Source organism: Methanococcus voltae, from assembly GCF_017875395.1.
GTDB lineage: Archaea > AGJL01 > Methanococci > Methanococcales > Methanococcaceae > Methanococcus > Methanococcus voltae_C.
The window spans coordinates 497,060-510,884 of record NZ_JAGGMO010000001.1; the positions used below are offsets into that span (position 1 = coordinate 497,060).

Here is a 13,825-nt window from a genome sequence, read left to right on the forward strand (position 1 = left end):
AAATTATTTGTTAGGATAAATTATTTTATCCTCGGTTATGATTGCAGTTATCAATTCAGGGGGTGTGCAGTCGAAAGCATAATTAATTACGGGTACACCTTCTGCTACTATCCTAACACCGTCGATATGCGTAACCTCTTCGTCAGCCCGTTGCTCTATTTCGATATTTCCTACACTATTTTCAAAATCAAATGTAGAGTAGGGTGCCGCTACATAAAACGGTATATTATGATATTTAGCCAAAATTGCCAATGAATAAGTGCCTATTTTATTAAATACGTGGTAATCAGCCAATATCCTATCGGCTCCAACAATTATTTTATCCACTTTTCCTTGTTTCATTAAAAAACCTGCGGTATTATCCGATATAGCAGTTACGGGGATACCTTCATAATTTAATTCAAAACAAGTCAACTTAGCCCCTTGTAATCTTGGTCTTGTCTCATCAGATATTACAGATATATTTTTTCCAGCATATCTTGCAAATCTAATTGCACTTAATGCAGTACCATATGCAGACGTAGCAAGAGCCCCGGCATTACAATGCGTTAATATAACGTCTCCATCCTCAAATAATGTTTGACCAAGTTCTCCTATCTTTTTACATAATTCAACATCTTCTTCATGTATCCTTTTTGCTTCATCCAACAAACTAATATCATTTTTGTAAGAATTCATACATTTATCTAAAGCCCAAAATAAATTTACCGCCGTTGGTCGTGTTAATTTTAATTCTTCGTATGCTTTTTGTATAAAATCAGAGGCAGAGTTTTCCAGTTCTGCTAAAGCCATTCCGTATGCTGCAGAAACTCCTATAGCTGGAGCGCCCCTTACAACCATGTCCTTTATTGCTAAAGCCACATCTTTGTAAGTTTTGCAGATGAAATATTCTAATTTATTAGGTAATTTCCTCTGGTCAATTAAAATAAGTTCTTTATTCTCTTCATTCCAAATTATAGGCCTAATGTCGCTCATAGTATCCATCAATGCTCCATTTGTTTTTTTGTTTTTTTGTTTTTATATTCAATAATCATAAGTTGCTATTTTAAATATGTCTTTAAAATGTATATTATGATGATAGTATAAAAAATAATATAATCGAAAATAACCATAATATTAACTAGGATTTTAATACTGATGATTTATTATATTAATTTGGTGATTTTTTGAAATTTGTAAAAGAATTGATATCTTATGAAGATGCTAAAAAAATAACTTTTCAAGAGTTGGATGAATTTATAAAGGATAAATATAAAGAATTTAATTTAAATGATTGTTTAAACAAAATATCTCACGATGATATATTATCACCTACAGATTTACCATCATTCAATAAATCCGCTATGGATGGCTATTCCGTAATTGCAGAAGATGTTTTTGGAGCTAGTGATAACAATCCAATAATTTTAGAAAAAATAGAATTCAGTGATGAAGAAAATTCAAAATTTGAAGGTAAAAATACCGTAGGAGATGAAAATTTTGAATTAATAAATGGCTTTGCCACTAAAGTATCCACAGGTACGAAAATCCCTGAAGGCTCAAATGCCGTTGTTATGAAAGAATACGTCAAAGAATATGATGATTATATCGAAGTTTATTTGGGCGTACATCCCTTTGAAAATGTGTCCAAAATAGGCGAAGATCTTAAAAAAGGGGACATAATTATTAAAAAAGGCGAAGTTATCACCCCTTACCATATTGCACTATTAGCATCAGTTGGGATAAAAAAAGTAAATTGCACTTATTTAAAAATAGGTATTCTATCCACAGGAGATGAATTAATTAGTATTGAAAATTATGGTAAAGAAGTAAATGATAAAAATGATGAACTCAAAAAAATAGATATGGAATATATATCCAAAACTGGCTCTATCATAAATTCCAATTCCGTTATGTTAAAAAGTCTATTAAAAAACTGTGGATTTGATGCCAAAGCTTACGACCATGTCGAAGATAACCCCAAAGAAATTGAAAAATGTATTTTAAAGATACTTTCAGAAAATGATATACTTATGACCACAGGAGGCACTTCTGTAGGCGATAGAGATTATACATTTGAGGAAATTAGCAAATTAGGAGAAATAATGTACCATGGTATTAAAATAAGACCTGGACGACCAGTAGGCTTCTCTAAAATTAAATTAGGAAATAGTTCAAAATTTATATATATATTATCAGGATACCCCGTAGCTGCAGCAGTTCAGTTTGAATTATTGTTTAATCAGTATTTCGAACCATTAAAAACATTAAAAATCCCGTTAACTCGTAATTTTGCCTCCTCCTTAGGTAGGACAGATATTATGAGGGTAAAACTTACATATGATTCAGATTCAAAAAATACAAATTCAAAGCTATTTGCGGAACCTTTAAGAATATCCGGTAGTGGAGTAATTTCTTCACTCTCATCAGCAGATGGTTATGTTATAATCGATGAAAATATTGAAGGTTATGAAAAAGGGGACGTTGTATCCGTTCATCTATTCAAAAAGTGAAAATATGTTACCATTGATATCAATTAATATATTGATTTCTTTATTTATGGGTTATAATTCAGATATAATGTCGTTTAAAAAAATACCATTAGTTATCTTAATTAACATTATTATTTACTATATTGCATATGTTGCGCTAAATAACTTTAATAATTTATACATTAACCTAAAAAGCATAGATATTGGCTTAATTATAGAAATTATACTAATATCCTATATGGGATATTATTTGGGTGCATATTCTAGATTATTCATAAAAAAAAATAGGTATAGTAGATAATAATTAAAAATAAGTTTAATTTTTTAATATATTATTTGTATTCTAAAAGAATATCAAATTAAAAACTAAAAAGTGAAAATAGTATAAAAATAAAAAAATATCAATTTATTTTCTTCTTTTAATTTTTACAAAGTCACCTAATGTAAATGACTCTTTTTTAACTTTTGCATCTTCGTAACCTTCAGAATCTTCATAGAGGCTTATTCCCAAACTACTTTCGAGTTTTTTAACGTATTTTTCTTCAGGTTCCAATTCCCCACGCTCTAATTTATGAAGAGTAGATTCTTTCATACCAATCTTTAAAGCAAGTTCTTTGGTAGTCATATGCTTTTTTTCTCTTGCTTTACGAATTACATCACCATAGTCTTCTACAACCACTTTTAAGTCATCAAACATATCTTTCTTATGACCTATAGGTTTTTTAGCCTTTTTAGGTTTATCTGAAGAGATAGGCACTGCATTGTTTAAAGAGTATCTTGAATAAGTTTTTGGAGATTTGCCAAACTTAGCACACTCTTTACATAATAACATTTCAACGCCCTCTATTTTTGACTTATAAAGTTCTGACGTAATTTTACCACAAAGTTCACATTCCATAATATCACCTTTTATATACTAATTATATTGAATTATACTAAAATATGTTCTAAGATATATACTATTCTATATTATTTTTATATAATCAAAAATCTATTAATTATATATAGTTTAAGTACTTATTTAATTATATATCTAATTTTATAATTTATATTACAGTTATAATAATTCAATTAAATATATAAATACAATAACTCAAAATAATATTAAAAATATATAAGTAGTATATTAAAAATATATTAAAATATATATTTAATAAGTAAATATTAAGTAAATAATTGTTACAAATATAATTTAAAGTGTATTGAAAATTTAAGTATTTTTATAAAATATTAAAATAAGGATACCTCTTTAAAAATCGAGGAGGAATAACATGAACTATCCTGAAGATTATTCAAGCGAAATAAATGACTTAGACCTTGATGAATACAAGGAAAGGAATTACATCATGGACTTAGAAAATAAAATATTAAGAGCCGAATTAAAGAATAAAGACATATCTAGAGAAAATAGTCAGCTTAAAAAAGAAAATGAAATCTTAAAAAGAGAATTGGATAAATTAAGAATCCCCCCTCTTATAATGGGTACTGTAATCGATAAAGTAAGCTCTCGAAAAGTAGTTGTTAAAAGTTCTACCGGCCCTAACTTCTTAGTAAATATTTCCCAGTTTGTAGATCCTGAAGAAATAGTACCTGGCGAAAGAGTTTGTTTAAATCAGCAAACCCTTGCAGTAGTTGAAGTCTTATCTAAAGAAAAAGATTACAGAGCCATGGCTATGGAAATAGAAGAGAAACCTAATATAACATTTGAAGAAATTGGCGGATTAAGCAATCAAATTAGAGAAATAAAAGAAGTAGTGGAATTACCATTGAAAAAGCCTGAATTATTTGAAAAAATAGGGATAGTACCACCAAAAGGTATTTTATTGTACGGTCCTCCAGGAACTGGTAAAACACTCCTTGCAAAAGCTGTTGCTTATGAAACTAATGCTTCATTTATTAGAGTAGTGGGCTCCGAATTAGTTAAAAAATTTATCGGAGAAGGTGCCAAATTAGTTAGAGATGTTTTCAAGTTAGCAAAAGAGAAATCTCCATGTATCATATTTATTGATGAGATTGATGCTGTTGCTAGTAAAAGAACTGAATCATTAACAGGCGGCGACAGAGAAGTTCAAAGAACTTTAATGCAATTGTTAGCTGAAATGGATGGTTTTGACTCTAGAGGCGATGTAAAAATAATTGCAGCTACAAACAGACCAGATATCTTAGATTCTGCCATATTAAGGCCAGGACGATTTGACAGGATTATAGAAATAGCAAATCCTGACGAAGAAGGTAGAATTGAAATATTAAAAATACATACCTCAAAAATGAATTTAAAGAATATAGAGTTAAAAGATGTTGCTAAATTAACTGAAGGAATGGTTGGTGCAGATTTAAAAGCAGTTTGTACTGAAGCAGGTATGTTTGCGATTAGAGAAGATAGGGAATATATTAAATTAAAAGATTTTGAAGAAGCTATTGATAAAATTAAAAGCAAAACCACTCCAAAAGAAGAAATAAAACCACAAGTATCTTTAATGTATGGATAAAATAATATATTAAAAATAATTAAATAATAAACTAATAAAAAAAATAATAAAATAAATAATTTAAATAAATATAATTTAACACTTTTCCGTTAAATTTTTAAATTTTTTTTCTTTTAATAATGTTAAATTTTTAATATTTTTAATCTTTATTTTTTAATCTTTAAAAAACAAATTAATTTCTCTTTTTGCACTTTCTAAACTATCTGATGCGTGTATTACATTGTGAGGTGTGCTTAATCCATAATCCCCCCTTATTGTACCCATACTTGCTTCCCAGGGTTTTGTAGCTCCAACCATAGTTCTCACGTTCTTTACTGCATCATTACCTTCAACAACCATTGCTATGATAGGGCCTGACTTCATAAAGGATACCAAAGCATCGTAGAAGTCTTTACCTTTATGCTCCCCATAATATTGCCCCAATAACTCGTCATCCAATAATAACATTCTTAGGTTAACAATGTCAAATCCCTTATCTTCAAATCTCTGAATTATTTTTCCAGCCAATTTTCTTTTTACTGCGTCAGGTTTTATGGCCACAAAAGTTCTTTCTATCATAATATATCCCTCGCACATATGATTTATAAATACATAAACTATGATTTCCCGTAAATATTAATGTTTTTATTAAATTTAAAACATAAATATTAATAAATAGTAATTTTAAAATTATGATTTCAAATTTCAATACGGTTTTATATATCAAATAGACTAAAGAGTATTATAGGATAATATATCGAATATAGTACATTATAGATGTTAAAATGGTGAATTATGATTACAATAATAATGGGAAGTAAAAGCGACATTAAAATTGCTGAAAAAGCAACCAAAATTTTAAAGGAATTTGATGTAAATTATAATGTAAACGTAGCTTCTGCACATAGAACACCTGCTTTAGTTGAAAAAATTGTAAAAAGCTCAGAATCTGCTGTATTTATAGCCATTGCGGGACTTGCTGCTCATTTACCTGGTGTAGTAGCATCAATGACAACAAAACCAGTTATTGCAGTTCCTGTGGAAAGTAAACTTGATGGATTAGATGCCTTATTAAGTGCTGTTCAAATGCCCCCTGGAATACCTGTAGCTTGCGTAGGTATAGATAGAGGAGAAAATGCTGCAATATTGGCATTACAGATGTTATCGATTTCAGATGAAAAAATTGCTGAAAAATTAGCAGAATATAGGGAATCTCAGAAAAACAAAGTATATGACGATAATTCAGAAATTCAAAAATTATTGTAACTGATTATCGAATATTTTGACATATTTATTAAATACGCTAATCTTATTTATTTATCCCATAACTATTTTTATTTTAAAATTCTAATAAATATTTATATTTGAATTTATATTATTAGTAGAGTAATCAATTCTAATAAAATTATAATTTACAGAGCCTCATTTATAAAAAATAAATAAACTATTCTTTAAAATATAATTTATTATGTATTCTTTATTGTAATTTATAAGTTATATGATCATGATGGTGATATTTTTGGATTTAAACACTGACTTAAAAAATAAAAAATATGAAGGGCTACCGACATTTGAGGAATTAATCGACGAAAAGATAACCCTCGACACCTGTGTTGTTATAGATGGTAGAATAACGGAACTTATTAAAAATAAAAAATTGAAAAATTGTGAAATAATAGTTCCAGAAGCTGTTGTTGCTGAGTTAGAAGCTCAAGCCAACAAAGGACGGGAAATTGGATATATGGGTATTGAGGAATTAAAAAAACTGTCTGAAATAGTTAAAGACAGCGACAGTAATTTAATTCTAACATATTATGGCGAAAGACCAAATTTAGAAATGGTTTCACTGGCCAAAAGTGGTGAAATAGATGCCTTAATTAGGAACGTAGCAAAAGAAAAGGATTCGATCTTATTAACTAGTGATTGGATACAATACAACATTGCAGTTGCGCAAGATATAAGATCATATTATCTAAAAGTAGCAACAGAAAAAGTAGATTTACTATTGAAAGATTATTTTGACGAAAATACTTCTTCAGTTCACTTGAAAGAAGGATGTAAACCATTTGTTAAAATAGGAAAACCAGGTAGTGTTGTATTAAGACCATTCAATAGCGAAATATTATCTAAAAATAAAATGGAATATATAATCGATAATATTTTAAGATATAGTGAACAGAATAACGGTTTAACAGAGATACAAAAAAGAGGTGCTACGGTATTACAGCTTGGAAATCTAAGAATTTCTATATCAAGACCTCCATTTTCAGAAGCTTTGGAAGTGACTGCTGTTAGACCTATTGCAAAAGCCACCCTTGAAAGTTATAATTTACCAGAACAATTGAACGAAAAATTGAAAAAAGCCGAAGGTATTTTTGTTTCTGGTGCACCAGGGAGCGGTAAGTCAACATTTGTTTCTGCACTTGCAGAAAGCTACCAATCATTAAATAAAATTGTTAAAACCATGGAAAGTCCAAGAGACTTGCAAGTAGGTAATGAAATAACACAATATGCTCCACTAGAAAATAAAATGGAAAATACTTGCGATATATTATTATTAGTAAGACCTGACTATACCATATACGATGAAGTAAGAAAAACAAAAGATTTTGAAATATTCGCAGATATGAGAATGGCAGGTGTTGGTATGGTTGGGGTAGTACATGCCTCAAAACCCATCGATTCAATTCAAAGGTTAATTGGAAGAGTCGAATTAGGTATAATACCTCAAATTGTAGATACTGTGATATTTATCGAGGACGGAAAAGTTGGAAAAGTATACGAAGTTGAGTTTAATGTAAAAGTACCTTATGGTATGAAAGAATCAGATCTTGCAAGACCTATTATAGAGGTTGTAGACTTTGAAACTAAAATGCCAGAATACGAGATATATACATATGGTGAACAAGTTGTAGTAATGCCAATAAAACAGCAACGAACTGAAACACCCGTATTTAAATACGCAGAAGATAAATTAAAAGATGTTTTAAAAAAATTACTTCCTAAAAAATGTTACCCTGAAGTTTCAATAGTCAATAAGGACACTATTGAAATAAAAGTTTCTGAAAAATACATCCCTGCAATTATTGGAAAAGGGGGGAAAGAAATTTCAAAACTTGAAGATACATTGGGTTTAAAAATAAATGTAAGAGAAAAAGTTATAAACAACGAACCCCTTGTAGATTATCCGACATATGAGTACGTAAATGATTATGAAATGACCAAATTAGTTGAAACCGGCAAACATATTGTAATAGAAGCAGGCGAAGATTATATTGGCTCAAACATTAAAGTATACGTTGATGGAGATTATATTTGCACAGCAACTGTAAATTCAAGTGGCAATGTAAATATTAATAAAAAAACAAACGTTGGAAAAGAGCTTCAAAAAGCAATGAAAAAGGGCAAAGACATATACATTGATTTTTAAGTCTATCCAATATAACTTACTTACTTAATTAATTAATTTATAATAAATATCTTTCAAAATTAATTTCTATTTTTTTATATAATTCAAGAGAATTGAACTTTTTTAAACAGTTATATATATTAATTTAAACGCCATTACATATTAACAGTTAAATAAGATAATATAATCTAATAAAAAAATGATAATAATATTGAGTTTATTTAAAAATAAATTAAGGTGTTTTAATGAAAGAAATTACAATTTACTCCCCTGCAACTTCTGCAAACCTAGGCCCTGGTTACGATATATTTGGTCTTGCACTTAAAGAACCCTATGACTTAGTAACCGTAGAAATAATAGAATCGTCATGTAAATGTTGTGAAAAGGTAAAAATAAGTGTTTCGGGCGAAAAAGCTGAAGAAATTCCATTAGATCCTGCACAAAACACCGCAGGTGTTGTTGCTTTAAAAATGATGGAAGATTTCAATATTCAAGATTGTGTACACATTAAAATCCAAAAAGGAATAAAACCAGGTAGTGGATTAGGTAGCAGTTCTGCATCTTGTTCAGGCGTCGCTGTAGCAATGAACAAGTTATTCGAGTTGAATTTAGACGATTTAAAATTGATAAAATATGCATCATTGGGTGAAGCAGTTGCTGCAGGAGCTCCACACGCGGATAACGTTGCACCAGGCATAATGGGTAATTTTACATTAACAACTAGCTATGAACCATTAGAAGTATTGAACATTCCTTTAGATATGAATGTTGTTGTTGCACTCCCAAATATTCAAGTTAGTACCAAAGAAGCCAGGAAAATATTGCCTCAAGAAATCCCGATATCAAAAATGGTCAACAATGTTGGTAAAGCCACAGGTATGATTCATTCAATATACAATAAAGATTTTGAAAATTTGGGAAAATATATGATGGGCGATCAGGTTGTAGAACCTTGTAGGGCTACATTAATACAAGGATATGATGAAGCAAAAGTTAAAGTTGAAGAATTTGCATATGGAATTACCATTAGTGGCTCAGGGCCTGCAATAATTGCAATACCTAAAAATAAAGAATGTAGCTCCGAAATTGCAAAAATATTTAAAGAAATTTGGGATTGTCCAGTTTATGAAACCAGTGTTGGTAAAGGAGCTTACGAAATTAAAAAATAAAAAAATAAGGTAAAGAATTAAAAAATCAAATAAAAATAAAAAAATTTAAAGATTTAAAGATTTAATATATACTATCTAATTTATTTTTTTATGTTAAATCTATTATTCTATTCAATTCTTCATTTTTGAAGATTTTAACTTTGGAACCTTCCTTGGTTTTTACGTCGTTGTTATACTCATAAACTTCGTACGTAATATCATCCATTGCCATTATCGTATCGTCAGCTACTGAAATTACAGTGGCAGTTTGGCATTCTGAAGACTTACATACTAAATAAGTATTCTTTTCGACGTCATTCCAATTTAAACTTATTTTTTCAGAATTATCCAATATTTTTAAATGTGTTTTATCTTCAGATATAGCAGTTACCACACATATTGTTTCATTATATGCAATAACATCGCCGATGGCATACTGCGGTATCCTTATTGATACGGTTATCCGATATTGATCTTTACCAGTATCTTTATCTACGCCCACTAATTTGGCAGTTTCTAAGGATTTACCACCATATTTTGTTTTTATTGCAGAAGCAATATTTCGTATAGCTCCCATAGAACCCATTTGATAATCTAAACCTTCTTTTTGGATTATAAATTTAGATATAAATGCCATTCTATCTTTCTTAAGTCTTCTACTTACTTCTTCTCGCACGAAATCATCCAATTCAACTCTTTCTTCTTCCGATAAAAACCGACCCATTGCCCGAACTTGTAACGTTCCCTCATAATAGTTAGACATACATCTTGAACATCTTGGACATTGTACCATGGTTAAATAAACTACAACTTCCTTTTCTTCAGTCCTATCTCGTTTTTCACCGATTAATCTACCTTCTGCGATTATAGTGACCGGTATTTCAACTCTTGAGTGTTTGCCACCAGGCAATTGCTTAGCTTCTTTTGGAATTATCTGTACGTCAATGGATTTATTTGATTTTTTTAAGTTATCTTTAACTGCAAAATATGCAATTTCATCCATTATGGCGTAAGTATCCTCACTTTTTGGGTCACACCATAGTTTTCTTTTATAAGAACCACACATGTGACATACTTCGATAGTTAGTCTATCATCAATGGTAAACAAGGGGTTTAGCTGACTATAGCACAAATTACATAAACCATCTAATAATTCTCCTTCATGGCCACACCTATAACAAAATGAACCTTTTGCATTATTAGAGCCACTATCTATAGTAATTTTATCATTATTTGACATTATTCCACCTATTAAAAATATTTATTAAATTATATTCCCTATAATTCAAACTAAATCAAATATCTATGAATAAAAGAATTTTCAAGTATAAATTAATATTAAGTAGAATTACATACAAAAATAATCAAAGTAAGAACTAAATTTAAAAATAAATTTAAAATCAGCATTATTTTAATAAAATATAGGATATGAAGAATTTAAAAAAGTATTATTTTAGATAATACTAATTATGTTTATAATGTTTTAACAGGCTTCATAGCACCGCAAGCAGTACATTTTAAGAAATGAATTCTTCCTTCTTTAATTATCTTAGTATCTGGTTTTCCACATTCTGGGCACAATACGTATTCGTTTACAAAGTTTTGTATTTTTTCATTTACTAATCTGTAACCAAATTTACCTTGTAATATCAATCTATTGCCTTCTAAATCTCCTGCAGTACCTAATTCTTTCATTACGTATTTAGAAAACTCATGTGCATCTCTTTCAATAAATTTAGCCAATTCTTTAAAGTTTTTAATAATTGTCCTATTACCTTCTACAAAGCTATCTGCTTTAGGTATTTCAAACCTTATGTCTTTAAAAACATCTTCTGGCAACTTACTTCTTGCCCTATCTAATAATTTTTCGTAATTGTAGTCCAAATAAATCACCATTTTAGGAAAGTTATCCTTTTTGAAAAAATAATTAAAAATTAATAATATTAATAATATAATTTGATTATTATACAATCATATTTATAAATTAAAAATATGGATTAAATTAGCGTTAAAATTTTTTACTTAAACTTAGGCATACCTATAATGTTACTACATTACTAACTATTAATTTTAATTTTTTTATAAGATAATAGTAATTACTTATTTATATAATTGATTGTACACTTAAAAAATTCATTAAGGTATTCATATATTACATAACTTATTTAATTAAAAAATATAATACTATTAATTATACTAAATTATTATAAAATATTTAAAATTACCAAATTACGGTATTTGATATATGGCTAATAACATATATATTAATACATTTACATTTAAAACTAAACGTAAAAGTAAATAAAATAATCTAGTAATATAAAAAAATTAAAGAAAATTAAAAAATAAAAAAAGTTAGGGGATTTTATGAGAATTGGATTTTACAATATTCAGGGAGGAACTGGAAAAACAACCATTTCAGGCAATATTGCATACTATTTAAGCAGTAAAGCAAAAACACTGTATATAGATTGTGATATTTATGCAGGAACCAGCTCTTTGCTTTTTGGATTCGAAGATACACCATATACTCTAAATTCTTACTTATCTGGAAATTTAGATATTACGGATATCATACATAACTATGATGATTTGGATGTTATAATATCAGATACTAGTCCTAATTCATTCAATACGGATTTAAATCAACGTAGAATGGTAGATTTAATCTATGAATTGAATAATAAGTACGACATAATAATCATTGACTTACCTCCAAATATTGTTGAAGGTAGTTTGTTATTTTCTTCATTGAATCTTGATGAGAAAATAGTAAATAAAATGATAGTTATCGGCGAAGATAGTATTCCAGGGGTTATAAACACCATTAAAACAAAAGAATTACTTTATGCAATTGATATAGATTGTATTGGGGTAGTTTTAAACAAAAATAGGAACATAGTCGAGTTCGAAGGAATCTTAGAAGATATTATTGCAGTTTTACCTTATGAAATTACGGTAGAAGACCAGTGGATAAAAGGAGAACCTATCGTATTATCTAGAAACAAATTTAGTAAGGAATTATCCAATTTAGCTGAAGATTTAGCAGAAATATATATTAAAAAAGATTTGGCATCCACTAGAGCTTTAAAAGTAGCTAAAGATTTAAAAGATAATAAAAGTAATATTAAAAAATAAAGGAAACCAAATTTTTCTAGTAATATGAAGATATTAGTCAAGTAACATACATATTCATAGATAGTTAAATTATTAAAATCTATTAAAAATTATTTATAATATAATTCTAAATATATGGTGAAATAAAATGCTTACCAAAAGAATAATACCTTGTTTAGACATAAAAGAAGGTAGAGTTGTCAAAGGAACTAATTTTTTAGGATTAAGAGATGCTGGAGATCCTGTTGAATTATCAAAAATATACGATGAACAGGGTGCTGACGAATTGGTATTTTTAGATATTACCGCATCTTTTGAAAAAAGAGATATAATAATTGAAGTTGTAAAAAAAACTGCTGAAAAGGTTTTTATACCATTAACTGTAGGGGGAGGTATAAAAACAGTTGATGACTTTAAAAGGATATTAAGAGCAGGTGCCGATAAAATATCTATAAATACATCTGCAGTTAAAACCCCTCAATTAATATCTGATGCATCGGCCATTTATGGATCACAATGTGTTGTGGTAGCCATGGATGTTAAAAAAACATACATTACAACAGAAGAAATTGAAAATAACATTGAAAACGAGGATTCAAATAACTACAACCAAATTAAAGGATTAACGTATAAAAATATATATGAAGATTCAAAAGGTAAATTCTGGTTCCAAGTTTATATTTATGGAGGCAGGGAAGCTACAAACATCGATGCAATTAATTGGGCCAAAAAAGTTGAAGAATTGGGTGCAGGAGAAATACTACTAACGAGTATGGATGCAGATGGAACAAAAGAAGGCTATGATATACCACTAACTTCAATGATCTCCAAATCTATCAAAATACCAGTAATTGCAAGTGGCGGCTGTGGTAATATAGAACATGTTAAAAATGTTTTTAAAGAAGGTTTCGCAGATGCTGCCCTTATGGCTAGTATATTACACTATGGCGAATATACCGTTCAGGATATTAAAAAAGAAATGTTTGAAGAAAACATACCGGTTAGATTATAATATATAATCTAATTTTATTTTTTTTAAAAATAATATTCGTATATTTAAATAAATAAATATATTTGCCTATAAAAAAATAAAATTTTTGAACATTATTGAGACAAGCTCTCATATCTTTAAGTGTCCAGAATATCTTTTATCACTTGAACTATTAGTATTAGCGGGCTTAATGCCTCGGAAAACCTTGACACTTACACCCC

The 13,825-nt window shown here is 28.7% G+C and carries 12 protein-coding genes; 7 read left to right on the forward strand and 5 right to left on the reverse strand.

Annotated features, from left to right (window positions below; all coding sequences use genetic code 11):
• Window positions 1–3: 3 nt before the first annotated feature.
• Window positions 4–975, reverse strand: coding sequence for an S-methyl-5-thioribose-1-phosphate isomerase (mtnA, locus tag J2127_RS02335; RefSeq protein WP_209731859.1), 972 nt, complete (start codon window positions 973–975; stop codon window positions 4–6).
• A gap of 191 nt (window positions 976–1,166) precedes the next feature.
• Here mtnA and J2127_RS02340 point away from each other — a divergent pair, with 191 nt between their 5' ends.
• Window positions 1,167–2,492 (forward strand): molybdopterin molybdotransferase MoeA, encoded by a 1,326-nt coding sequence (locus tag J2127_RS02340; protein WP_209731808.1) that lies wholly within the window; start codon window positions 1,167–1,169, stop codon window positions 2,490–2,492.
• 385 nt (window positions 2,493–2,877) lie between these two features.
• Here J2127_RS02340 and J2127_RS02345 read toward each other — a convergent pair whose 3' ends face one another.
• Window positions 2,878–3,369, reverse strand: a complete 492-nt coding sequence (locus J2127_RS02345) for a multiprotein bridging factor aMBF1 (protein WP_209731809.1) — start codon at window positions 3,367–3,369, stop codon at window positions 2,878–2,880.
• Between the two features lie 373 nt (window positions 3,370–3,742).
• Between J2127_RS02345 and J2127_RS02350 the strand changes: the two genes are divergently transcribed.
• Window positions 3,743–4,960, forward strand: coding sequence for a proteasome-activating nucleotidase (locus J2127_RS02350; protein ID WP_209731810.1), 1,218 nt, complete (start codon window positions 3,743–3,745; stop codon window positions 4,958–4,960).
• A gap of 153 nt (window positions 4,961–5,113) precedes the next feature.
• Here J2127_RS02350 and J2127_RS02355 read toward each other — a convergent pair whose 3' ends face one another.
• Window positions 5,114–5,518, reverse strand: coding sequence for a nucleoside-diphosphate kinase (locus J2127_RS02355; RefSeq protein WP_209731811.1), 405 nt, complete (start codon window positions 5,516–5,518; stop codon window positions 5,114–5,116).
• Between the two features lie 216 nt (window positions 5,519–5,734).
• On the opposite strand from J2127_RS02355, the gene purE reads away from it, so the two are divergent.
• From purE to J2127_RS02370, 3 genes are all read left to right on the forward strand, one after another.
• Entirely contained in the window at window positions 5,735–6,205 is a 471-nt protein-coding gene (gene purE, locus J2127_RS02360) for a 5-(carboxyamino)imidazole ribonucleotide mutase (RefSeq protein ID WP_209731812.1), read from the forward strand.
• Window positions 6,206–6,443: 238 nt separating this feature from the next.
• Window positions 6,444–8,369, forward strand: a complete 1,926-nt coding sequence (locus tag J2127_RS02365; protein ID WP_209731813.1) for a PINc/VapC family ATPase — start codon at window positions 6,444–6,446, stop codon at window positions 8,367–8,369.
• A 224-nt stretch (window positions 8,370–8,593) separates the two neighbouring features.
• On the forward strand, window positions 8,594–9,517 hold the full coding sequence (locus tag J2127_RS02370) for a homoserine kinase (protein ID WP_209731814.1): 924 nt from the start codon (window positions 8,594–8,596) through the stop codon (window positions 9,515–9,517).
• 88 nt (window positions 9,518–9,605) lie between these two features.
• Here the strand turns inward: J2127_RS02370 and J2127_RS02375 are convergent, their stop codons facing one another.
• Window positions 9,606–10,736 (reverse strand): 60S ribosomal export protein NMD3, encoded by a 1,131-nt coding sequence (locus J2127_RS02375; RefSeq protein WP_209731815.1) that lies wholly within the window; start codon window positions 10,734–10,736, stop codon window positions 9,606–9,608.
• Window positions 10,737–10,969: 233 nt separating this feature from the next.
• Window positions 10,970–11,392: a translation initiation factor IF-2 subunit beta gene (locus J2127_RS02380; RefSeq protein WP_209731816.1), complete on the reverse strand. Its 423-nt coding sequence runs from the start codon at window positions 11,390–11,392 to the stop codon at window positions 10,970–10,972.
• A 471-nt stretch (window positions 11,393–11,863) separates the two neighbouring features.
• Between J2127_RS02380 and J2127_RS02385 the strand changes: the two genes are divergently transcribed.
• Together J2127_RS02385 and hisF are read left to right on the forward strand one after the other, a co-directional pair.
• Window positions 11,864–12,634, forward strand: a complete 771-nt coding sequence (locus J2127_RS02385; protein ID WP_209731817.1) for a MinD/ParA family ATP-binding protein — start codon at window positions 11,864–11,866, stop codon at window positions 12,632–12,634.
• A gap of 127 nt (window positions 12,635–12,761) precedes the next feature.
• Complete coding sequence (gene hisF / locus J2127_RS02390; RefSeq protein ID WP_209731818.1) at window positions 12,762–13,625, forward strand: imidazole glycerol phosphate synthase subunit HisF; 864 nt, start codon at window positions 12,762–12,764, stop codon at window positions 13,623–13,625.
• Window positions 13,626–13,825: the final 200 nt, after the last annotated feature.